This is a genomic window from Stenotrophomonas sp. GD04054 (genome assembly GCF_029836955.1).
In the GTDB taxonomy this organism is placed as follows: Bacteria; Pseudomonadota; Gammaproteobacteria; order Xanthomonadales; family Xanthomonadaceae; genus Stenotrophomonas; species Stenotrophomonas maltophilia_A.
Genome location: NZ_JAOECR010000015.1, coordinates 14,524 through 37,559 on the forward strand (window position 1 = coordinate 14,524; position 23,036 = coordinate 37,559).

Annotated in this window: 19 protein-coding genes; 10 read left to right on the forward strand and 9 right to left on the reverse strand. The window is 67.4% G+C overall.

From position 1 onward, the window contains the following. The first annotated feature begins 124 nt into the window (after positions 1 to 124). Positions 125 to 529, forward strand: coding sequence for a GFA family protein (locus tag N7573_RS09300; protein ID WP_049421554.1), 405 nt, complete (start codon positions 125 to 127; stop codon positions 527 to 529). A gap of 269 nt (positions 530 to 798) precedes the next feature. Here the strand turns inward: N7573_RS09300 and N7573_RS09305 are convergent, their stop codons facing one another. Together N7573_RS09305 and N7573_RS09310 are read right to left on the reverse strand one after the other, a co-directional pair. Further along, the gene (locus N7573_RS09305; protein WP_279913039.1) at positions 799 to 3,900 is read right to left on the reverse strand and encodes an efflux RND transporter permease subunit; all 3,102 of its coding nucleotides are present in this window, start codon (positions 3,898 to 3,900) and stop codon (positions 799 to 801) included. Between the two features lie 4 nt (positions 3,901 to 3,904). Then, entirely contained in the window at positions 3,905 to 5,083 is a 1,179-nt protein-coding gene (locus tag N7573_RS09310) for an efflux RND transporter periplasmic adaptor subunit (protein ID WP_279913038.1), read from the reverse strand. Positions 5,084 to 5,235: 152 nt separating this feature from the next. Here N7573_RS09310 and N7573_RS09315 point away from each other — a divergent pair, with 152 nt between their 5' ends. The 3 genes from N7573_RS09315 to N7573_RS09325 all read left to right on the forward strand — a co-directional run bounded on the left by N7573_RS09315 (position 5,236) and on the right by N7573_RS09325 (position 9,469). Then, positions 5,236 to 5,919 (forward strand): response regulator transcription factor, encoded by a 684-nt coding sequence (locus N7573_RS09315; protein ID WP_032969121.1) that lies wholly within the window; start codon positions 5,236 to 5,238, stop codon positions 5,917 to 5,919. Continuing rightward, positions 5,897 to 7,279, forward strand: a complete 1,383-nt coding sequence (locus N7573_RS09320; protein ID WP_279913035.1) for a HAMP domain-containing sensor histidine kinase — start codon at positions 5,897 to 5,899, stop codon at positions 7,277 to 7,279. The genes N7573_RS09315 and N7573_RS09320 overlap by 23 nt, the downstream gene beginning before the upstream one ends. Before the next feature lie 99 nt (positions 7,280 to 7,378). After that, positions 7,379 to 9,469, forward strand: coding sequence for a TonB-dependent siderophore receptor (locus N7573_RS09325; RefSeq protein ID WP_279913034.1), 2,091 nt, complete (start codon positions 7,379 to 7,381; stop codon positions 9,467 to 9,469). Here the strand turns inward: N7573_RS09325 and N7573_RS09330 are convergent. Beyond that, positions 9,453 to 10,970 (reverse strand): MFS transporter, encoded by a 1,518-nt coding sequence (locus N7573_RS09330; RefSeq protein WP_279913033.1) that lies wholly within the window; start codon positions 10,968 to 10,970, stop codon positions 9,453 to 9,455. The two genes, N7573_RS09325 and N7573_RS09330, sit on opposite strands and share 17 nt — an antisense overlap. A 106-nt stretch (positions 10,971 to 11,076) precedes the next feature. Here N7573_RS09330 and N7573_RS09335 point away from each other — a divergent pair, with 106 nt between their 5' ends. Next, positions 11,077 to 11,976, forward strand: a complete 900-nt coding sequence (locus tag N7573_RS09335) for a LysR substrate-binding domain-containing protein (protein WP_107431420.1) — start codon at positions 11,077 to 11,079, stop codon at positions 11,974 to 11,976. 13 nt (positions 11,977 to 11,989) lie between these two features. On the opposite strand, the gene N7573_RS09340 is transcribed toward N7573_RS09335, so the two are convergent. The 3 genes from N7573_RS09340 to N7573_RS09350 form a co-directional block, all read right to left on the reverse strand. Next, on the reverse strand, positions 11,990 to 12,868 hold the full coding sequence (locus N7573_RS09340; RefSeq protein ID WP_279913031.1) for a LysR family transcriptional regulator: 879 nt from the start codon (positions 12,866 to 12,868) through the stop codon (positions 11,990 to 11,992). A gap of 38 nt (positions 12,869 to 12,906) precedes the next feature. After that, the gene (locus N7573_RS09345) at positions 12,907 to 13,788 is read right to left on the reverse strand and encodes an SDR family NAD(P)-dependent oxidoreductase (protein ID WP_279913029.1); all 882 of its coding nucleotides are present in this window, start codon (positions 13,786 to 13,788) and stop codon (positions 12,907 to 12,909) included. Positions 13,789 to 13,946: 158 nt separating this feature from the next. Next, positions 13,947 to 14,810: a DMT family transporter gene (locus tag N7573_RS09350; protein WP_049421562.1), complete on the reverse strand. Its 864-nt coding sequence runs from the start codon at positions 14,808 to 14,810 to the stop codon at positions 13,947 to 13,949. 133 nt (positions 14,811 to 14,943) lie between these two features. Between N7573_RS09350 and N7573_RS09355 the strand changes: the two genes are divergently transcribed. Continuing rightward, complete coding sequence (locus N7573_RS09355) at positions 14,944 to 16,323, forward strand: PLP-dependent aminotransferase family protein (protein ID WP_279943136.1); 1,380 nt, start codon at positions 14,944 to 14,946, stop codon at positions 16,321 to 16,323. Here the strand turns inward: N7573_RS09355 and N7573_RS09360 are convergent. Next, the gene (locus N7573_RS09360; protein ID WP_279914036.1) at positions 16,262 to 17,221 is read right to left on the reverse strand and encodes a LysR substrate-binding domain-containing protein; all 960 of its coding nucleotides are present in this window, start codon (positions 17,219 to 17,221) and stop codon (positions 16,262 to 16,264) included. The genes N7573_RS09355 and N7573_RS09360 overlap by 62 nt on opposite strands. 100 nt (positions 17,222 to 17,321) lie before the next feature. On the opposite strand from N7573_RS09360, the gene N7573_RS09365 reads away from it, so the two are divergent. Together N7573_RS09365 and N7573_RS09370 are read left to right on the forward strand one after the other, a co-directional pair. Beyond that, positions 17,322 to 18,020, forward strand: a complete 699-nt coding sequence (locus tag N7573_RS09365; protein ID WP_279943138.1) for a glutathione S-transferase family protein — start codon at positions 17,322 to 17,324, stop codon at positions 18,018 to 18,020. Between the two features lie 87 nt (positions 18,021 to 18,107). Further along, positions 18,108 to 18,782: a methyltransferase domain-containing protein gene (locus N7573_RS09370; RefSeq protein ID WP_279943139.1), complete on the forward strand. Its 675-nt coding sequence runs from the start codon at positions 18,108 to 18,110 to the stop codon at positions 18,780 to 18,782. Between the two features lie 3 nt (positions 18,783 to 18,785). On the opposite strand, the gene smqnr is transcribed toward N7573_RS09370, so the two are convergent. Then, positions 18,786 to 19,433, reverse strand: a complete 648-nt coding sequence (gene smqnr, locus N7573_RS09375) for a SmQnr family pentapeptide repeat protein (RefSeq protein WP_032127748.1) — start codon at positions 19,431 to 19,433, stop codon at positions 18,786 to 18,788. 159 nt (positions 19,434 to 19,592) lie between these two features. On the opposite strand from smqnr, the gene N7573_RS09380 reads away from it, so the two are divergent. Together N7573_RS09380 and N7573_RS09385 are read left to right on the forward strand one after the other, a co-directional pair. After that, the gene (locus N7573_RS09380) at positions 19,593 to 20,369 is read left to right on the forward strand and encodes a DeoR/GlpR family DNA-binding transcription regulator (protein WP_279913426.1); all 777 of its coding nucleotides are present in this window, start codon (positions 19,593 to 19,595) and stop codon (positions 20,367 to 20,369) included. An 11-nt stretch (positions 20,370 to 20,380) separates the two neighbouring features. Next, entirely contained in the window at positions 20,381 to 21,514 is a 1,134-nt protein-coding gene (locus N7573_RS09385; protein WP_279913427.1) for an MFS transporter, read from the forward strand. Between the two features lie 9 nt (positions 21,515 to 21,523). On the opposite strand, the gene N7573_RS09390 is transcribed toward N7573_RS09385, so the two are convergent. Next, positions 21,524 to 23,029: a PepSY domain-containing protein gene (locus tag N7573_RS09390; RefSeq protein ID WP_279913428.1), complete on the reverse strand. Its 1,506-nt coding sequence runs from the start codon at positions 23,027 to 23,029 to the stop codon at positions 21,524 to 21,526. Positions 23,030 to 23,036 lie beyond the last annotated feature (7 nt).

The following is a 23,036-nucleotide window of genomic DNA, read 5'->3' on the forward strand; positions in this document are numbered from 1 at the left end:
CGCGGTCTTGAAGCCGCATAGTTAGCCACAAGCGGGTTCACCGTGGCATCTACGGACCGTTCAGGCTGGGCAGCGCACCGTCGGCGGCGGCCTCTGCGGCCAGGTTCACTTCACAGGAGCAACGATGGGCATCACTTCCGTGGCCGGCGTTCCGGTCCAACCCCGGCACCGAGCCACCTGCCACTGCGGCACGGTCGAACTGCTGCTGGACCTGCCGGACGGTATTGTCGAACCCCGACGCTGCGACTGCTCGATGTGCCGGCGCCGGGGGGCCATTGCCGCCAGCGTCAGCCGCGCGGGCCTGCAGGTGGTGCGCGGGCAGAACCACCTGCAGCGGTACCAGTTCAACACCCATGTGGCCGAGCACTATTTCTGTGGCGTGTGCGGCATCTACACCCATCACCGGCGCCGCTCCAACCCGGAACAGTACGGCTACAACGTGGCCTGCCTGGAAGGCATCGACCCGTTCGCGCTGGGTGTGATCCCGGTCAACGATGGGGTCAACCATCCCGCCGACCGCACCGGTTAGTGGCGCGTGCGCCGTGGCGGTGCGGCAACCTTCTGCCAGGGGGCCATGCCGCTGCGGCCTGCCCGCACCGGGCGCTTCAGCCAGGGCCGGCGGGGCGTCGCCTGCGGTTCGGTGGCGACCGGGGGAGGAACAGGTCTGCGGCCGGGCCAGAGATGATCGAGCAGCCACATGGCAGGTCTCCGTGGGGGACGGGGACGACCTACGCTAGCGGCACCTGGGCAAAGAACGGGTGAGGGTGCTGCGGCAGCCAGATGACAGCCGCGCCCCCCTCAGTCCTGCGGCCGTGACCGGCCCAGGCGGCGCACCAGCACGAAGAACAACGGCACCAGCACCACTGCCAGCACCGTGCCGGAGACCATGCCGCCGATCACGCTCATGCCGATTTCACGGCGGCTGACTGCGCCCGCGCCGGTGGCCAACGCCAACGGGATCACACCGGCCACGAAGGCCAATGACGTCATCACGATCGGGCGCAGGCGCAGGCGCGCGCCCTGCAGGGCCGCCTCCACCGCTGAACTACCGGCGCGATAGCGGGCTTCGGCAAACTCCACGATCAGGATCGCGTTCTTGGCCGACAGGCCGATGGTCGTCAGCAGACCCACCTGGAAGTAGATGTCGTTGACGAACCCGGCCGCGGTAGTCGCCAGCACCGTACCAATCACGCCCAATGGGATCACCAGCACCACTGCCACCGGCACCGTCCAGCTCTCATAGAGCGCTGCCAGGCACAGGAAGATGAAGGCAATGGAGGCGATGTACAGCCACAACGTCTGGTTGCTGGCCAGTTGTTCCTGGTAGGACAGGCCACTCCACTGCAGGTCGAACCCGGGTTGATCGGCAACCAGCGCCTGCATGCGCTGCATCGCCTCGCCCGAGCTGCGGCCTTCGGCGGCGCTGCCCTGGATCTGCATCGCCGGCAGGCCATTGAAGCGCTGCTGCAGCTGCGGCCCGCGTGCCCAGTGGCTGCTGGCGAAACTGGCGAACGACGCCATCTGGCCGTTGCCACCGCGCACATACCACTGGCCGATGTCGTCGGGCACGCTGCGGTAGGGCTGATCGCCCTGCATGTAGACCCGCTTGACCCGGCCACGGTCGAGGAAATCGTTGATGTAACTGCCGCCCCAGGCCGCCGACAGCGTGGAATTGATGTCGGCCTGGGCCAGGCCCAGTGCGCTGGCCTGGGCATGGTCGATGTCCAGCCGCAGCTCGGCCTTGTCGCCCAGACCGTTCAGGCGCACCGAGGTGAGCCCGTCGTCTTCGCCGGCCGCACGCACCACCTGTTCCTGCGCCGCCTGCAGGGCCACGCGCCCGGCCGCGCTAGTGTCCTGCAGCCACAGTTCGAAGCCGCTGGACTGGCCCAGTCCACGCACCGCCGGCGGTGCCAGTACATTGACCTTGGCATCCGGCAAGCGGCGGAAGTAGGCATTGGCTCGCGTGATGATCGCCGCAGCGGTGTTGTCGCCCGTGCGCTCATCCCAGGGTTTCAGTGCGAGAAAACCCTGCCCGGCGTTCTGGCCGGTGCCGGCATTGTTGCGGCCGACCACCACGAACACCACATCCAGGTTCTGCTTTTCGTGCTCCATGAAGTAGCGGCTGATCTGCTCGCCCAATGCTTCGGTACGCGCCATCGGCGTGCCTTCCGGCGTGGAGAACTGGAAGGTTACCTGGCCCTGGTCTTCCACCGGCAGGAAGCCGGTGGGCATGCGCGCGTACAGCGCGACCATGGCGACCACCAGCAGCAGGTAGAACGCCATCCAGCGCCGCGGCCGGGTAACGACGCCACCGAGCTTTCCCTGGTAGGCCAACTGGCTGCGCTCGACGCCCCGGTTGAACGCCCGGAAGAAGCGGCCCTGCGGTTTCTGCGCCGAAGACGGCTTGAGCAGGGTCGCGCACAGCGCCGGGGTCAGCGTCAGCGCCACCAGCGCCGACAATGCCATGGCAGACGCAATCGTGATCGAGAACTGCCGGTAGATGATGCCGGTGGAACCACCGAACAGCGCCATCGGCAGGAACACCGCGCCCAGCACCACGGTGATGCCGATCAACGCGCCGGTGATCTCGCCCATCGATTTTTCGGTCGCTTCGCGCGGCGGCAGATGCTCGTCGTGGATGATGCGCTCCACGTTCTCCACCACCACGATCGCATCGTCGACCAGCAGGCCGATCGCCAGCACCATCGCGAACAGGGTCAGTGTGTTGATGGTGAATCCGGCAACGGCCAGCACGCCGAAGGTGCCCAGCAGCACCACAGGCACCGTGATCGCCGGAATCAGCGTGGCGCGCAGGTTCTGCAGGAACAGGAACATCACCACCACGACCAGAACGATGGCTTCGATGAGGGTATGGATGACCCCCTCGATCGAGACCCGCACGAACGGCGTGCTGTCACGCGGATAGGCCACCTGCAACCCCGGCGGGAAAGTCGGTCGCAGCCGTTCGATCTCCGCGCGGACCGCGTCGGCGGTGGCCAATGCGTTGGCGCCGGAGGCCAGGGTGACTGAGAAGCCGGCCGCCGGATAACCGTTGAGATAGCTGCTGGTCTGGTAGTTCTCCGCGCCAATCTCGACCCGCGCGACGTCGCCCAGCAACACCGCCGCGCCATTGGGCAGGGTACGCAGGATGATCGCGCGGAACTGCTCGGGGGTCTGCAGGCGCGACTGCGCGGTGACCGTGGCGTTGAGGCTCTGCGTCGGGCTGGACGGCATCGCGCCCAGCTCACCCGCCGTCACCTGGGTGTTCTGCGCCTGGATCGCAGCGCGCACGTCCGACGGCATCAGGTCATAGGCGCGCAGCTTGTGCGGGTCCAGCCACACGCGCATTGCGTAAGCCGAGCCGAACACGTTGATCTCGCCAACGCCGGGAATACGGCTGATCGGGTCCTGCACGTTGCTGACCAGGAAATCGGAAACATCCACCCGTTCCATGCGCCGGCTGGTGTCGTACAGCGAGACCACCATCAGCGAATCGCCCTGCGACTTGGCCACCGTCACGCCCTGCTGCTGCACTTCCTGCGGCAGCCGGTTGATGGCCTGGTTGACGCTGTTCTGCACCTGCACCTGGGCGATATCCGGGTTGGCGCTCTGGTCGAAGGTGACCGTGATGCGCGCCTGCCCCGATGACGAACTGGTGGACGAGAAATACAACAGGTGATCGATGCCTTTGATCTGCTGTTCGATCACCTGGGTGACGCTGTCTTCCACCGTCTGCGCCGAGGCACCGGTGTAGTTGGCGGTGATGTTGACCTGCGGCGGCGCGATGTCCGGGTACTGCTCCACCGGCAGCTGGGTCACCGCGATGGTGCCGAAGGCCATGATGCAGATCGCCAGGACCCAGGCGAATACCGGGCGATGGATGAAGAAGCGCGGCAGCATCTGCTCAGTCCTTCCCGGCCGGTGCCGGTGCCGGCTTCACCCGTACCGTCATGCCATCGGCCAGGCCCTGCGCGCCGGCTACCACCACCTGCTCACCGGCGGCCAGGCCATCGAGCACCAGCCACTGATCGCCCACCGCACGCGCGGTGCGGAACAGGCGCAGCCGCGCCTTGCCGTCCTTGTCCACCAGCCACGCCTGTGCCTCGCCCTTGGGGCTGCGGTCGACCGCAGCCTGTGGCACCAGCAGCGCCTGCTGGCGGGTTCCCTGCCCCACCAGCGCGCGCACGTACATGCCTGGCAGCAGCTGCCCATCCGGGTTGGGGAAACGCGCCCGCAGAGTGATGCTGCCGGTCTCCTGCTGCACGTCCACGTCGGCGAATTCCAGCGTGCCGGGCAGCGGGTAGTCGGTGCCATCGGACAAGCGCAGCCGCACCGGTGCTGTGTCGGCCTGCACGCCACCGTCGGCGATGGCGCGGCGCAGTGCCAGGTACTCATTGCTGGACTGGGTGATGTCCACGTTCATCGGGTCCATCTGCTGCACCCGTGCCAGTGGATCGGCCTGGCCCGAGGTGACCAGCGCCCCCGGCGTGAACAGCGCGCGGCCGATGCGCCCGGCAATCGGCGAGGTCACCGTGGCAAACCCCAGCCGTGTGCTGGCCGTGTCACGCGCGGCCTGTGCGGCCTGCGCCACGGCGGCAGCCTGCTGGTCGCTGGCGATCGCATCGTCCACGTCCTGGCGCGCGGCCAGCTGGTCCTTGCCCAACGCCTGCATGCGCTGCGCCCGCAGGCGCGCGGTCACCGCAGCGGCCTCGGCGGTCTTCAGGTTGGCCTGCGCCTCGTTCAGCGCCGCCTGGTACAGCGCGGGCTCGATCTGGAACAGTGGCTGCCCGGCCTTCACCCACTGGCCCTGCTCGAACAACCGCTTCACCAGCACGCCATCCACCTGCGGACGCACGTCCGATTCCTGCGAGGCAACGCTGCGCCCAGGCAGTTCCTGCTGCAGTGCCAGCGGCTGGCTGCGCAGGGTCAGCACCGTCACCTCAGGCGTCGTCGCGCCAGGCTTGGGCGCGTCCTTGCCGCAGGCGCTGAGCAGCCCCACCAGGGCGAGCGCCAGCAGCGGCAGGCCCGCGGTTCGCGGCAGCCGCCAGGCACGGTACGGACGGGAGGGGTTCGGAAGGATCATCGGCTGCAGGTTCCACGCGTGGGGGAGCGTTCGGCGCCGAATATAGAAGACGTGGCGGCACGATCCTGCTAAATGGCGCATGAAACATTTTTCATTTGCAGTCGCTGCCCACGATTGCGAGGATGCCCCTGTCCCACTCTGCACACTGGCCCATGCCGCGCGTACTCACCATCGAGGACGATCTTGTCACCGCCGAGGAGATCGCCACCGAACTGCGCAGCCACGGCTTCGACGTGGACCTGGCCAGCGACGGCAGCAACGGCCTGGCGCTGGCACGTGCAGGCGACTACGCGGTAATCACCCTGGACCGCATGCTGCCCGGCATCGACGGGCTGGCCCTGGTCACCACCTTGCGCCGCGAAGGCATCACCACGCCGGTGCTGATGATCAGCGCACTGTCGGACGTGGATGAACGCGTGCGTGGCCTGCGCGCCGGTGGCGACGACTACCTGACCAAGCCCTTCGCTTCCGACGAAATGGCCGCACGCGTGGAAGTGCTGATCCGGCGCCAGGGCCCGACTGGCGCCATCGACAACGTGCTGCGTGCCGGCGACCTGGAACTGGACCTGATGACCCGTTCGGCGCGACGCGGCGGGCATGAAATCGCGCTGCTGCCGACCGAGTTCAAGCTGCTCGAATTCCTGGTCCGCAACGCCGGCCAGGTGGTCACCCGCAGCATGCTGTTCCAGGAAGTCTGGGGCTACCACTTCGATCCGGGTACCAACCTGATCGACGTGCATATCGGCCGCGTGCGCAAGCGCATCGAACAACCCGGCCGACCGCAGCCGATCATGACCGTACGTGGAACCGGCTATGTCTTCGACGCGCAATCCTGACCACTGGCGCTCTTCCAGCAGCAGACTGCTGGGCCTGTACTGCATCCTGTTCGTGGCGTGGTCGAGCCTGCTGCTGGGCGTGATGTACTGGCGCATCTCGGATTACCTGAGTGACCTGACCGAATCGGGCCTGCAGCAGCGCGCGCACCTTTTCATGAGCTTCGACGGCCCGGCACTGGATGAAGCATTGCGCGACAGCCAGCGCTTCGATCTGCACCAGGTCTATACCTATGGGTTGTTCGACAAAGCCGGCATGCCGATGGCGGGTCCGCTGACAGCGATCCCCGAGGGACTGCCGCTGGATGGCAACTCGCATGCGGTGGACGGTTGGACGCTGGCCGATGGCCGCCACGACAACGGCGGCAGTGCGCTCGGCGTGGTGACCCGCGATGGCCGCACGCTGGTATTCGTACGCCAGAATGGCAAGCTCATGGCGGTCAACAGCATCATCCTCGATGCACTGCTGTGGGGCGTGTCGCTGACCGTCATTCCCGGCCTGGTGGGCTGGCATCTGCTGCGTCGGCGCCCGTTGAAACGTATCCAGCAGATCGAAGCGGCCACCAATCGAATTGTTGCCGGCGACCTCGGCCAGCGCCTGCCGGTCTCCAGCCGCCGCGACGAGATCGATCGGCTGTCGAGCATCGTCAATGCCATGCTGGAACGCATCGAACAGTTGATGACCGAGGTCAAGGGCGTGTGCGACAGCATTGCCCACGACCTGCGCACGCCCCTGACCCGCCTGCGTGCCCACCTGTACCGCATGCGCGTGGGCCTGGACGAACGGGACCCGCATGCCGATCCACTGGACAAGGCGCTGGCCGAGACTGACATGCTGATGGCGCGCTTCGCCGCGCTGCTGCGGGTGTCGGAACTGGAGAGCCACCAGCGACGTTCGGCCTTCGACGCGGTCGACGTCTCCGAGCTGCTGCAGGAACTGCACCAGTTCTACCTGCCACTGGCCGAAGAGAAGCAGCAGTTGCTGGAGCTGCAGGTGGACCCGAAGGTGGGCCCGCTGCGTGGCGACCGCGAGCTGCTGTTCGAAGCGCTGGCCAACCTGCTGTCCAACGCTCTGCAGTTCACCCCTGCACACGGCCGCATCCTGCTGCGTGCGGTCGATGATCACGGCGCCCCGAGGATCGATGTGATCGACAACGGGCCGGGCATTCCGCCACAGGACCGCACGCTGATCTACCAGCGCTTCTTCCGTGGCAGCAGCGCCGGCCAGGGGCCTGGATTCGGCCTGGGCCTGTCGATCGTGGCCGCCATTGCCGGCCTGCACGGCTTCCGTGTCCGCGCCGGCAGCGCCCCCGGTGGCGGCGCCTGGATGAGCATCCGCGGCGCGACGGACGGCCTGCCCTGACGCCGGGCCAGGGCGCCCCAATCGCACTTGGGAATCATTTGTATTTGAGGGCGGGCATCCGGATAATCCGCCGTCACCGCCCTTCCCGGATCACTCCCGATGCCCGCTCTGCCGTCGCGTCCGCTGCTGTACACGCTCGCCCTGCCCACCCTGCTGGCCTCGGCCATCGCCCAGGCCCAGGACACCCCGGCGGCGCGCACCCTGGACAAGGTAACGGTGGTGGCCGAGCGGGCCAGCACCGCGACCAAGACCGACACCGCCCTGACCGAGACGCCGCAGGCGATCAGCGTGGTCACCCAGCAGCTGTTCACCGATCGCGGCGCGCACAACCTGCAGGAAGTGCTGCGCTACAGCGCCGGCGTCACCGCCGATGCCTGGGGCCTGGATACCCGCAACGATGCCACCTCGGTGCGCGGGCTGGACCCAGTGCAGTACCAGGATGGCCTGCGCCGCAGCTACGGTTTCAGCCCCCTCGCCCGCCCGGAAATCTATGGCCTGGAGCGGGTGGAAGTGCTGCGCGGCCCGTCCTCGGTGCTGTACGGTGCCGGCGCCACCGGCGGCATCATCAATGCAATGAGCAAGCGCCCGACCTTCGGCACCCTCAACGGCGAGGTCGGCGTGCAGCTCGGCAGTTTCGACCGCAGGCAGCTGCAGGGTGACATCGGCGGCGCATTGAACGATGCCGGTACGCTTGCCGGCCGCTTCGTCGGGCTGATGCGCGAATCGAACATGCAGACCGATGTATTGAAGGATGACCGCGTCTATCTGGCACCTTCGATCAGCTGGCGCGGTGAACGCAGCACCTTGACCCTGCTGGCCAGCTATCAGCATGACAAGACCGGCTCCAGCCAGCAGTTCCTGCCGCTGGCCTCGACCCTGCTTGCCCCGCCCGGACGCCGCCTCGACCCGTCCACCTTCATCGGCGATCCCGACTTCGACCGCATCGACTCGCGCGTCTACAGCCTGACCGCGCTTTTCGACCACAGCTTCAACGACACGCTCAGCCTGCGCTCGGCAGTGCGTTACATCGATGGCAGGACCACTCTGCAGCAGATGTACGTGGACAGCTACAGCAATCCGGAAAATCCCTTCATCGACGCCGAGCGCCGCGTGGTCAACCGCACGGCCTATGGCACCCGCCCCGACGTGCAGATCTTCAGCGCCGACAATGCGCTGCAGTTCGACTTCGCCACCGGTGCCTTCCAGCATCTGCTGCTGGCCGGCGTGGACTACAGCCAATACAAGGAGCAGCTGCAGCGGCTGGACGCCACCGGCACGCCGATCGACATCTACACCCCGGTATCGGTCGCACCGATCGTGCGTGGCTGGGATCGTCAGCCGGACCAGACCTCCACCCAGCTGGGTGTCTATGTGCAGGACCAGATCCGCTGGGCCGACCGCATCTCGCTGGTGCTGGGCGCGCGCCGCGACCATGCACGCTCGAAGACCGAAGGCCAGCCCAGCCAGACCGACAACGCCACTACCTACCGCGCCGGGCTGATCGGCGAACTTGGCGCGGGTGTTTCGCCCTACCTGAGCTACAGCGAATCGTTCCTGCCGGTATCCGGCCAGGATCTGTTCGGCAGCGCCTTCAAGCCGATGCGCGGCCGCCAGTCCGAGGCCGGCATCAAGTGGCAACCGGCGCGCAACCTGCTGCTGACGCTGGCGGCATACCGCATCACCGAAACCAACCGGCAGACCAACGATCCGGACAATGTGCTGAACGTGGTGCAGACCGGGCAGATCCGCTCCAAGGGCGTGGAGCTGGAAGGGCAGTTCCAGTTCGCCAACGACCTGACGGTCACCGCTGCCGTTGCGCGCAACGAGGCCGAGGTCAGCCGCAGCAACTTCGCATTGGAAGTAGGCCAGCGCCTCAACGACACCCCGCTGGACCTGGCCTCGGCCTGGGTGTCGAAGGGCTTCCAGCTGGATGATGCCGCACGCCTGCGCCTGGGCCTGGGCGTGCGCCATGTGGGCAATACCGTGTCGCTGGGCAATGGCGGGCGCATCATCACGCCCAGCTACACGCTGGCAGACGCCTTGGTGGAAGTACAGGTGACTGACTGGACGATGGCGTTGAACATCACCAACCTCACCGGCAAGCGCTACTACGCGCCGTGCCGCACCTTTGGCGACTGCTTCGCCGGCTACCCGCGCGTGGTGACCGGCACCATCAGCTATCGGTTCTGATCACGGCCAACGCTGGCCGCTGCAGCAGCAGGTGCAACAGCACCGCGCATGCGGCGGTCAGCAGCGCCAGGACACGCAGCAGTATCGCCAGCGCCTCGGCACTGGCCTGCTGCAGCTGTGCGCCGCTCATCGCCGGAAGCAGTGCCTGCGCCTGTGCCTGCGCCCCCGTGGCCAGATAGGCACCGGCACGCGCCAGCGATGCAGGCGATGCTCCCTGCAGCTGGTGGCCGATCAGCAGCGCAAGCAAGGCGGTGACTGCGGCCAATGCGATGCCTTCACCGGCCACCCGTACGGTTCCGAAGATGCCGGCGGCCATGCCCGCACGCTGCACCGGCACCACACTGACCGAAAGCCCATCCATCAAGCCCCACGGCAAGGCCGTTCCAGCGCCGATCAGCATCAGCAACGGCACCCACTGCGACGGCGACGGATGCGATGCGTGGCGCGACAACAGGTACAACCCAGAGGCACAGACCAGCAGGCCCAGCGTGCACAGCCGCGTACTTCCAACGCGTTCCGCCCAGCGCGCGGCCAGCATCGGCAGCACCAGCATCGGCGCAGACAAGGCCAGCATCTGCAGCCCGACCAATGTCGCGCTCTGTCCATGCACGCCCAGCAGCTGCAGAGGCAGCACCACCAGCAGCACCACGTAGCCGAAGCAGGTTGCGACCGGCAGCAGCTGGACACCGAGGAACGCCGGTTGCGAGAACAGCGAGAGGTCCAGCAACGGTGAGCGGTGCAGTCGTTCGATGCAGACGAATACCCCGCCCAGCACCAGCGTCGCCAACAGCGCCAGTTGCACGCGCATGGCATGCAGGCCGAATTCACCCAGCCACAGCAGGGCCAGGGTCAACGCCGCCAGCATCAGGCTGAAACCCAGCATGCCGCCGACATCCAGCCGCCCGCGTTCGCCATGGCTTTCGGACAACGCGCGCGCGCCCACGGCGAACGCCGCCAGCGTCAGTACACCGCCCGCGGCGAACACACTGCGCCATCCCAATGCCTGCAACAGCAGACCCGCGAGCAGCGGCCCCAGCGCCAGCCCCGCACCGAATGTGGTGCCCAGCAGGGCGAACACACGGGCACGCACCGGGCCCTGCCAGGCATGCGCCAGCGCAGCGGTGCCGGACGCCAGCGCCGCTGCAGCGGCAACGCCCTGCAGCCCGCGCGCCAGATCCAGCCACAGCAGCGTGGGCGCAAGGCAGACGACGGCAGTGGCGATGCTGAAGCCCGCCGTACCCAGCAGGAACAACCGCCGTCGACCATAACGATCGGCCAGGCCACCGGCAGCGAGCAACAGGCTGCCGAAGGTGAGCATGAACGCATTGGTCACCCAGGCCAGCGCGGTGGGCGACGACGCCGCGGAACGGGCCAGCGCCGGCACCGCGACGGCACCGGCCGAGAAGGACAACGGCAGCGCCAGTGCAGCCAGGCAGACCGCGAGCAGCGTCCAGCGCTGATGTGTGTGGGAAGGTACGGGGAGCATCGAAACCGGGGCCATGCGGGCCTCCATCCATCAGGGGCATTGATGATGGACAGGCCGCTATTCCTGAAAAACAGGCTCGATGGACGTTGATTACGGCCCAATGGTCCGTAATCATGCCCGCATGGATTCCATCTCTGCCCTGCTGGCCTTCGTCCGTACCGCCGAAGCAGGCAGCATCGTCGGCGCCGCTCGCGTCCTCGGCCTCTCCGCGTCGGCCGTGGGCAAGCGCATCGCCCGCCTTGAACAGGAACTCGGCACGCGCCTGTTCCAGCGCACCACCCGCCGCGTGCACCTCACCGACGAAGGCGAACTGCTGCTGCAGCGCTGCCGACGTGCGTTGGATGAACTTTCCGAAGCGCAGGCAGACCTGGCGCAGCGACAGCACGCCCCCAGCGGGCTGCTGCGCATCGGCCTGCCCACCATCGGCTACCGCTTCCTGCTGCCGGTGCTGCCTGGCTTCCAGCAACGCTACCCGCAGGTGCAGCTGGAACTGGACTTCAACGACCGCATCGTCGACGTGGTCAGCGAAGGCCTCGACGCGGTGATACGCAGCGGTGAACTGGCCGATTCCAGCCTGACCGCACGGCGGCTGGGCGGCTTCCGTTTCATCCTCTGTGCGGCGCCGGGCTATCTGCAGGCCCATGGCACGCCCGGTGATGTGAGCGAGCTGCGCCTGCATACCGCGCTGCGCTTCCGTTACCCCACCACCGGAAAGCTGCACCCGTGGCAGCTGCCGGGCATCGAAGGCGATGCTGGAGCGCGCCTTCCCACGGCGATGACCTGCAACAACATGGAGGCCGTGCTGGCCGCTGCGATCGGTTGCATGGGCCTGGCCTGGATGCCTGACTTCCTCGCAGCCGACGCGCTGGCCGATGGCCGCCTGCAGCGGGTACTGCCAGCACTGCCCACGCACCAGGGGCAGTTCTCGTTGCTATGGCCCGGTGGGCGCCATCCCAGTGCACGCCTGCGGGTGTTCATCGACTATGCCGTTGCGCATCTGTTCCAGGGCGACAAGGCGTAGCAGGTCCACAGAATCAGTTGGTGCCCGCCGTCTGCAGGAAATTGCGCAGCACCGGCGACGGCTGTTCCGGCCGCATGCAGAACGGCAGGTCGAAACGCGCTGCTTCGTCCTCCAGCACGCGATAGACGATCTCCTGCGGGCGGAAGCTGGCCATGCTGGCCGGGACGATCGCCACGCCGGCATCCACCGCCACCAGCGACAGCACCGCATGCATGCCCTGCGCTTCCTGCACGACGCGCGGGGTGAATCCCGCCGCAGTGCACAGGCCCAGCACCTGCGCGTGGAAGCCGATGCCCTCGCCCGCCGGCCATGAAACGAACGGTTCTTCAGCCAGCATCGCCACACTGACCTCCGGCGCGTCGGCCAGCGCATGAGCGCGCGGCAGCGCAATCGCCAGGCGGTCATGGTCGAAGTCGTGCAGTACCAGCTCGGCGGCGGGAATCGGTGGAATCAACACGCCAACGTCGATGCGCTGCTCACGCAGCCACAACTGCTGCTGGCGCGACGTGGCTTCCTGCAGGTGCAACTGCACCTGCGGGAACTGCTGGCGGAAGCGGCGGATCAGGCCCGGCAGGCGACCATACAGGGCACTGCCGACATAGCCCACGCGCAGGCTGCCGGACTGCCCCGCTGCGGCTTCGCGCGTGCGCTGCAATGCCTGCTCGGCCTGCTGCAGCGTTGCCCGCGCCTCCACGAGCAAGGTCTGCCCGGCCACGGTCAGGCCCAGCGTGCGGTTTCCGCGGACGATCAGCTCACTTCCGAGTTCGTCTTCCAGCCGTCGTATTGCCGCGGTCAGCGGCGGCTGCGACATGTGCAGGCGAGCGGCGGCGCGGTGGAAATGCAGTTCTTCGGCCACGGCCACATACTGGCGAAGCAGGCGCAGGTCGATCATCTCGAAGCAGGCAGTGGGAACCCGCCTAGGGTACGCCCTCAGCCGCGCACGTCGACGCTGGCGCGGGCGATGGCCGGCCACTGCAGCGCCACCGACTCGATGCTGTCGGCACTGACCGCGCGCAGATCCCTTGGGTATGCCACATGCTCGGCCTCCTGCATGCGCAGTGCGTGGAACTGGCCGTTGCTTGCGCGCAGCACCCAGCCGCCGTCCTGGCAGCGCGTGGATACCAGATAGGCCACACCGTGCGCAACAGCTTCCGGATGCAGCTCATCGGGCTCACCATCGATGCCCCACATGCGCGTCTTTGCCACCGGCGAAACCGCATTGACCAAGATGCCATGCTCGGCACCTTCCAGTGCCAGCACATTGACCAGACCAAGCGCGGCCAGCTTGCCCACCGCGTAAGCGGACAGCCCGCGCTGTGCGTACTGCGGATACAGCGCGCGATCGGACGTGGTGATGACGATGCGCCCACCGCCCGCCGCGCGCATTGCCGGCCACGCCGCCTGCGCCAGCCACAACGGCGTCTTCGCGGCCAGGCACAGCATCTGCTCCAGCGCATCGTCCTCGATCGCTTCCAGCGTCTGGTACTCGACCCAGCCGGCGTTGTGGATCAGGAAATCGATGCGGCCGTGCTGCTGCAGCAGATCCTGCACCAGCCCGTGGCAGCCCGTGCGATGGTCGATGGGATCACTGACGGCCTGCACCGATAGCCCCCGCGCCTGCAACGCTTCGGCACTGTGCTGGATGCGAAGCGGATCGGTACCACGGCCATCGGTGCCGGCACCGACGTCATGCATCACCACATGCGCGCCACGCTCGGCCAGCAGGCGGCTGTAGGCCAGGCCCAGTCCACCGGCGGCGCCGGTCACCAGACCCACCTGGCCTTCGAAGGAAATACGCGAGATCGGCTTCATGCGCCCAGCTTCAACCAAGCACGCAGGCCGCAGCCAATACTGTTCACCGCCCTCCACGATACGCGCACGCTATCGTCGGAAAGGGGACGGAGGGGATTAAGTCGTTTCAGGCACAGTAGGGCCGATTACGACTTAATCCCCTCCGTCCCCTTTTTCGTTCAGCGGCTGAAGCGGCGCGCGCCTGCCACGCAGATCACCGCGACCACGGTCACCAGCACCATGCTGAGGCTGACCGCTTCGTGCAGCAGCAGCGCGGCCAGGGCCAGGCCGAAGAAGGGCTGCAGCAGCTGCAGTTGGCCGACGGCGGCGATACCGCCCTGCGCCAGCCCGCGGTACCAGAACAGGAAGCCGATCAGCATGCTGAACACCGCCACGTAGCCCAGCGCCCACCACGCCGACGCACCGACCGCGGTGAACGAGGCCGGGCGCATCAGCACTGTCAGCGGCAGCATCACCGGCAACGCCAGCAGCAGCGCCCAGCTGATCACCTGCCAGCCACCCAGATGGCGGGCGAGCCGACCGCCCTCGGCATAGCCCAGCCCGCACACCACGATCGCCGCCAGCATCAGCAGGTCAGCCTGCAGCGAGGCCTCGATGCCGTTGCGCACCGCATAGCCGACCACGCAGGCACTGCCCAGCAGCGAGAACAACCAGAACGCCGGGCGCGGTCGATCGCCGCCGCGCAGCACGCCGAACACCGCAGTGCTCAGTGGCAGCAGGCCGAGGAACACGATGGTGTGTGCCGATGACGCATGCCGCAGCGCGAGCGCGGTCAACAGCGGAAAGCCGACCACCACCCCCAGACTGACCACCACCAGGCCTGGCAGGTCATTGCGCCGCGGCCACGGCTGGCGCAGCAGAAGGAGCAGGCCAAGGCCGAGCACAGCGGCAATGGTCGCGCGTGCAGCAGTGACGAATCCGGCGTCCAGCTGCAGCACCGCCAAGCGGGTGGCCGGCAGGGAGCCCGCGAAGATCACCACACCGATGAAGCCATTGATCCAACCACTCGCCGACCGTTCCACACCTGTACTCCTGAAGGTGCCGGACGATGCCCGGCTGGACCTGTATGGAAGCATCCAGCGCGGAACGACCCCAGCTACAATCCAGTACAGTCGCAAGTAACTGTACTGCCCACACTTCCACTACGGTTCCGCCATGCCACGTTCGCTCACCCGCATCGAATCGGTCATCCAGACCGTCCGCACCCGCATCGGTGCGCGGGTGGATGGCCCCGGCTCCCGCCTGCCCTCGGTACGTGCGCAGGCGGCGGCGATGGGGGTGTCGGTCTCGACCGTGGTCGAGGCCTACGAGCGCCTGGCCGCCGAAGGCCTGATCAGTGCGCGCGCAGGATCCGGCTTCTACGTCAGTGGGCCGGCCGCACCGCTGGCGCTGGCTGAAATGGAGCCGCGGCTGGACCGCGCGGTGGATCCGCTGTGGGTGTCGCGGCAATCGCTGGAAACGCCGGCGGGCCACCTCAAGCCGGGCTGCGGCTGGATGCCCAGTGATTGGCTGTATCACGATGGCGTGCGCCGCGGCCTGCGTCGGCTCGCACGTGCCGATGCATCACAGCTGGTCGACTACGCCGGCCCGCTCGGGCTGCCCGCATTGCGCCAGCTGCTGCAACGGCGCAGCGCGGCGCTGGGCATCGATGCGCCGATGGAGCAGATCCTGCTGACCGAATCCGGTACGCACGCGGTCGATCTGCTCTGCCGTTTCCTGCTCAAGCCCGGCGACTGCGTGCTGGTGGATGACCCGAGCTACTTCAACTACCACGCGTTGCTGAAGGCGCACCAGGTGCAGGCCATCGGCGTGCCGTACACGCACAGCGGCCCGGACCTGGAGGCGTTCGCGCAGGCAGTTCAGGCGCATACGCCGCGGCTGTACATCACCAACTCAGGCCTGCACAACCCGACCGGCGCGGTGCTTTCCTCCAGCACCGCGCACCGCCTGCTGGGCCTGGCCGAACGCAATGAACTGATCATCGTCGAGGACGACATCTTCGCCGACTTCGAACTGCAGCCTGCACCGCGGCTGGCCGCGCTCGATGGACTGTCGCGGGTGATCCACGTCGGCAGCTTCTCCAAGACGCTGTCGGCGGCTTCGCGCTGTGGCTACATCGCTGCGCGCCACGACTGGATCGAGGCGCTGACCGACCTGAAGCTGGCCACCAGCTTCGGCGGCGGCCATCTGGCGATGCAGTTGATGCACATCGCGCTGACCGACAGTGGCTACCGCCGCCATATGCAGTCGGTACGTTCGCGCCTGGCCGATGCACGTCGGCACACGCTGCGGAAATTGCACACGCTGGGCATCACCCCGTGGCTGCAGCCGGAAGCCGGTCTGTTCCTGTGGTGCCAACTACCGGATGGCCGCGACGCCGCTGCACTGGCGCGGCAATGCCTGCGCGAGGGCATCGTGCTGGCGCCGGGCAACGCGTTCAGCCAGTCGCAGCGCGCGGCCGACTATGTACGTTTCAACGTTTCGCAGTGCCAGGACCCGAGGATCTGGCAGGTACTGGCGCGCGCGCTGCGTTGAGCTGGTAATGCGCGACCAGCGTATCCACCACCACGCGCACGCCCGGCAACTGGCCGCGACGATGCGGCAGCAGCACGCTGGTGGTCACTTCGCCGGCATGCCACGCCGGCAGCACCTGCTGCAGGCGGCCGGCGGCAAGGGCTGCGGCACACAGGCTGTGTGGCAACACGGTGATGCCAAGACCCGCTTCGGCCGCCGCGATCAGCAGCTGCGATTCATTGCCGACCAGCGCCACCTTCGGCTCCACCTGCACGGTGCGGGCGTCGGGGCCGTGCAGCGTCCAGCGCGTTGCATGACGCGCGGTCAGCAGGCCGGCATGCGCACGTAGCTGCTCGGGCGTATCCACTGCCGGCGCGGCTGCCAGATAGCCAGGGGACGCCACCAGCACGATGCGCTCGCTGCCGAGCATTCGCTGCACCAACCCGGAATCCGGCAGCGGACCGAAGTGACTGCGCAGAGCGATGTCGATGCCCTCCTGAGCCAGATCGATGAAACGATCACTCACTTCAACTTCGATGCGCAGCCGTGGATAGCGGCGGGCCAGTGCAGGCAGGCACGCGGCGAGCTCGCCCTGCACCACCGGAATCGAAGCGCTGATGCGTACGGTGCCGCTGGGTTCGGCCTGGCGGTCGCGGACGATGGCCTCGGCGGCCTCGACCTCAGACAACGCTGCGCGTGCGCGCTCGAAGAACTCCTGGCCGACCTCGGTCAATGCGAAGCGGCGCGAACTGCGTTGCAGCAGCCGTACCTGGAGCTGTTCTTCCAGCAGCGCCACGCGCTTGCTCAGGGTCGAGCGCGGCAGGCCCAGATGGCGCCCGCCTGCGGCGAAACCGCCCTGCTCCACCGCAGTCACGAACAGGGCCAGATCGTTGAGGTTGAGCATGCGCAACGTCCACATATGTAGACTTCAGGATGCCATTCGCACGGCTTCCGGAGCAATGTCCACGCGGGCACGCTTTCCTCACCCGCCGCATCGCGGCTCGAACCGGAAACCTGCCATGACCCCGATCCTCTTCTACGGCGTGCCCTCGGGCTGCTCGTTCGGCTCCATCATCGCGCTGGAGTGGCTGCGCCAGCCGTATCACCTGTGCCGCATCGAGATGCCCGGCCAGGTGCAGGGCGAAGACTACCACCGCCTCAATCCACTGGGCGAAACCCCGACCCTGCGAACCACACAGGGCGAGCTGCTCAGCGAGAGCCTGGCCATCCTCAACCACCTGGCCGCGAAGGGCATCGCACAGGGCCTGGGCTTCGCACAGGGCACCTCCGGCTTCGATCGCCTCAACCATCGGCTGGCCTATCTCAACACCAGTTTCTTCGGTGCCTACGCGCCGCTCTGGCACGCACTGGAGCATGCGGAAGGCGATGAAGGCGAGGCGCTGCGTGCCTATGGCACGACCAAGGTGCGCCACGCCCACCAGGCGCTGGAGCAGATGATCGGCACGGACCCGTGGCTGCTGGGCGAACAGCGCAGCTTTGCCGACGCCTACTTCGCAGGCATCGCGCGCTGGAACGACTATCACCAGGTGGTCGATCGACGCGAGTTCCCAAGGGTGCAGCAGCTGTTCGAGCGCCTGCAGGACGACGCCGGCGTGCAGTTCGCCCACGCCATCGAAGCGCAGCAGCCGGCAACCAGCGGCGGTGGATTCCTCGGCGAGGTGCGGCTGGAAGACGTGCTTGAGGCCGCAGCGGCCTGAGCCCTATCCTGCCCGTGCGGCAGCGGCGCGCAATGCCTCTTGCGCGCCGCGCTACAGTGGTATGTCCCCCGCTGCAGGAATCCGCGCATGTCCACGTTCTCCGATCCGCAGGCGGTGGCCCGCTATGCCGAAGCGCCGCTGCGCCAGGTGCCTGGCTTCCTCGCCCTGCAGCAGATGAGCCGGCTGCTGCTGGCCGAACGTGTTCCCGCTCAGGGCCGCGTGCTGGTGCTGGGTGCCGGTGGCGGGTTGGAACTGAAGGCCTTCGCCGAGGCGCAGCCGGGCTGGCAGCTGCTGGGGGTCGACCCGGCCGCGCCGATGCTGGCCCTGGCCGAGCAGACACTGGGTCCGCTGATGTCGCGCGTGCAGTTGCTGGAAGGCTATATCGACGATGCACCCGATGCGCGCTTCGACGGTGCCAGCTGCCTGCTGACCCTGCACTTCCTCGATGCCGCGCAGCGCCTGCACACGCTGCGCGAACTGCACCGGCGCCTGCAACCCGGCGCGCCACTGGTGGTGGCGCACCACAGCGTGCCGCAGGACCCGGCCGGCAAGCTGCGCTGGTTACAGCGCTACGCAGCGTTCGCCGAAGCCTCGGGGGTTGCCCACGCCGATGCGCAGCGCGCGATCGACGCCATTGCCGAACGGTTGCCGCTGCTGGCACCCGAGCAGGAGGTCGCACTGCTGCAGGAGGCCGGCTTCGACGGTGTGGAGCTGTTCTACGCCGGCTTCAGCTTCAAGGGCTGGGTGGCGTACACCGGGTGATGCCTACGGCACCACCGTGATGCCGATACGCTGCATCAACAGCGCCACCTGCTGCACATCCAGCGTGGCGCCACGCAGGTTGGTGCTGCGCAGGTCCAGCTCGCCCAGCTCGGAGTTGGTCAGGTTGCAGTCTGTGAAGTTGGCACTGTTCCAGTCGATCCCCTCGAACTGGCCACCGGACAGATCCGAACCGGCGAAACTGGCACCGCTCACGTTCGCGCCATCCCAGCGGTTCTCCCACAGTTCGCACTTTTCCAGCGTCACTCGCGAGAAATTGGCATAGCGCAGGTTCGATTTCTTGATGAAGGCACTGCAGAACCAGCTGCGCGTGGTGATCTGGTTCATGAAGCTGGCGTTGCTGAAATCCGCGCCCTGCGCACGGCACTCGCTGATCTCCAGGCCCAGCGCCTTGATGAAACTGAAGTGGCACATGCTGATGTCGCAACTACGGAAGCTGGCTTCCTTCAATGTGGCGCCGTTGAAGCGGCAACCGGCGCGGTTTTCAGCGTCGTAGAAGCTGCAGTTGATGAACTCGGTGGCGGTCAGGTCCGCGCCGGAGAAATCGCATTCGTAGAACTGCTGGTCGACCACTTTCTGGCCGGTGTACTGGTCCGCGCCGATGCGCAGCTTGCGGTGAACGGTGGGGGACATCGTGGATTCCATGCCAGGTGCCCCGCCATAATGCCGGGCCGCGAGGGCGATCCATAGACGCTGGCGCGGTCGGGTTCACCGACAGTCCAGCCGATCTGTGACCACGCCCGCCCAATGCACGTTGTTGCACGTTAATGCACGAACGTGCAGAATTGCGTCATGAGCTCCGATCCCAGCCCCCTCCCCGCCCAGCGCACCCTGCAGATCCTCGAGGAACTGCGCCAGCAGGGCCGCGTGGTCGCCGCCGAACTGGCGCGCCGCTATGCCGTCTCCGAAGATTCGATCCGCCGTGATCTGCGCGAGCTGGCCGCCCAAGGCCTGTGCCAGCGTGTCTACGGCGGCGCCGTGCTGCCGCCCCCCAAGGAACGCCCGCTACGCGAGCGACTGACCCGCGACCGCGGCGACAAGTCCGAGCTGGCCGCCCGCGTCTGCGCGCTGCTGCAGCCCGGCCAGGTCGTACTGCTCGACGCCGGGTCGACCAACCTGGCGATCGCCCAGCAGCTGCCGACCGCTCTCGGCCTGACGGTGATCACCAATGCTCCGCAGATCGCCACCGCCGCCAGCATGCTTGAAGGCACCTCGGTGCAGCTGATCGGCGGCCGCCTGGCCAGCGGTGGCGGCGCGGTCGGCGCTGAAGCGTTGGCGCAGGTGCAGCGCCTGCGCGCCGACGTATACCTGCCCGGCCCCTGCGCAGTGGACGGCGACACCGGCGTCTGGGCAATGGATGCGGAAGAAGCCACGCTGAAACGCGCGATGGTGGCCTGCAGCAGCCGCGTCATCGTCGCCGCCACCACTGAAAAGCTCGGTGCCCGCGGTAACTGGCAGATCGCCAGCCTCGACGAGATCGACGACCTGGTGCTGACCACCACCGCGCCCCCCGCATTGGCGGCGCGCTTCCGCGCCGCAGGCATCGCGGTACACCCCACTCCGCCCTGACCGTACCGCTCATGTCCCTTGCCAACCGCGCGCGTGCCGAACAGCACGCGACCCGCGCTGCGTTCTTCATTCCCGGCTTCGCCACTGCGCTGTGGGCCACCCTGGTGCCATTCGCCAAAGCGCGCACCGACATCAACGACGCTACGCTGGGCCTGGTGCTGCTCTGCCTCGGTGCCGGTTCGCTGCTGGCCATGCCGCTGTCCGGTGTACTGGCCGCACGCCTGGGCTGCCGGCGGGTGATGGTGGCCAGCAGCCTGCTGATCTGCCTGACCGTGCCCGGCCTGGCGCTGGCCGGTTCGGCCTGGTCACTGGGGCTGGTGCTGTTCGTGTTCGGCGCCGCCGTGGGCGCGATGGACTGCACGATGAACGTGCAGGCCGTCATCGTCGAGCGCGAAGCGCGGCGCGTGATGATGTCCGGCTTCCATGCCTTCTTCAGCATCGGCGGCTTCCTCGGCGCGGCCACCATGACCGTGCTGTTGTCCGCACAGCTGCCGCCACTGGCATCGGTGCTGATCGGCGTCGGCGCCATGCTGCTGGTGATGCTGCTGTCGGCGGCGTACTGGCACAGCGAACGCATGCCGCACGACGCACCGATGCTGGCCCTGCCGCACGGCATCGTGCTGTTCATCGGCGTGCTGGCGTTCGTCGCCTTCCTCGGTGAAGGCGCGATGCTGGACTGGAGCGCGGTCTTCCTCAGCGATGTGCGTCGCGTCGATGCCAGCCTCGCCGGTATCGGCTATGTAACCTTCACCCTGACCATGACCGTGGCGCGCCTGTTCGGCGACGCACTGGTGGCACGCGTAGGCCGTGAGCGCGCGATCGTGTTCGGCGCGCTGCTCGCCGCCGCGGGAGTGCTGGTGCTGACCCTGGTCACGCCGTGGCAGGCGTCGCTGGTGGGCTATGTGCTGGTCGGCCTCGGCTGCGCCAACATCGCACCCGCGCTGTTCTCGCTGGCCGGCCACCAGACCCGCATGCCCGGCGCACTGGCAATCACCGCCGTTTCCACGCTGGGCTTTGCCGGCATCCTTGCTGGCCCAGCACTGATCGGTTTTGCTGCCAACCACTTCGGCCTGATCGCTGCGTTCATCGGCGTGGCCACGGCCTTGTTGCTGGTGGCCGTGTCCACACGTTGGCTGCGGATGTAGCCCAGGGCCTCAGCGCCGCCTGTGCCGCAGCTTCATCCGCAATCGCCGATAGCCGATCACCGTCGCCGTGGCACACAGCGCGGTGCCAGCAGCACTCAGCAGCAGCAACACCGCCAGCCGGGCACCTTCCTGGCGCAGCATCGCCGGCAGGTCCCAGCTGTGCAGGAAGTAGAACAACCAGCGCCCCACGCGCTCGCGATGCCCCATCGTCAGCAACGGGTCGCCGGTGGCCTGATCGAGATAGACGCGCGTCGCCTCGGCATCGCCGAAGTCCACCACTGCTACCGGGAAGCGGCGTACCGCTGCACCATTCATGGCTTCGGGCGCACGCGGATAGAAGTAGGCATCCGCTGCCTGCTGCACCACGAAGCCCTGCATCGGCGCAGCGGACAGCGCACGCACCTTCTGCTGCAGCCACGCTGCCGGCAGCAACCGCGCAACCTGCAAGTGCCCATTGCCGCTGGACACGATGCGGGTCTCGCCCCGCCCGTCCAGCAGCACTGCGAACAGCTCGCCTCCGATGCGGCGCCACTGGATCTCGACCGGTTGGAAGCGCTCAGCATCGGCCACCGCCAGAAGCTTCACCGGCTCACCCAACGCGCCATCCACCGTTACCGCGCTGCCACGATAGCGCTCAACATCGATCGCTTCACGCGTGCTGCTGAAGACTCCCAATGGATTCATCGACATCAGCCCGCTGAAGATCCAGGTGAACACGAAGGCCGCAGCCATCAGTCCGATCAGATGGTGCCAGCGCATCCACGGTTCGACGTACGGCGTCTTCGCACCGGAGCGGTAGCGCCCGCGGAAACGCCAGCGCCACACACCCACCACGATGCCGCTGACCGCCGCCACCGTGCACAGCGCGGACAGCACGATCACCACCCACGTCCACACCGGATCCACCGACTGCATGCGCAGGAAATACAGCCAGTGCAGCCAGGCCCCCACATAGTTCCAGCGCTGCTGTACATGCGGTGCGTCCAGCACCACTTCACCGGTGCGCGAGGACACATACAGGTCGCCCGGCTGTGCACCGCCCACCTCGACGCGATACAGCGGCCGATGCGCGTCCAGTGCACGCGAATGCGTCCAGCGGTCCTCGTCCACGCGCGTCGCACCCACGAAGGCCTGGCCGCCGGCGAACTGTGCAGCGGATGCTTCGGCGCGCTGTGCCGACACTGGCAGCAGGGCTTGGCCGGTGACGGCTGACCACGCCCCCACGTTGCTTCCCGCGCGAACCACATACGCAGGCTCGCCACGCAGCGTGGTCAGTGCCACGGTCTCCGGCTCGGCCTGCACGGCTGCAGGCAGCACCGACAGCCCGCGCAGATCGCGGGCCTCCGGCAGCACCGGCAATGCCGCCAGACGTTCACCGGGCGTCAGCTTCGGGTAGCCGATGAACAACATCACCATGCCGCTGACGAACCACAACAGCATCAGCAGGCATCCGCCGATGCCGAGCCAACGGTGCACCAGGTAGGTCCAGCGCTTGGCAGTGGATCGCAGCGACATGGTGCGC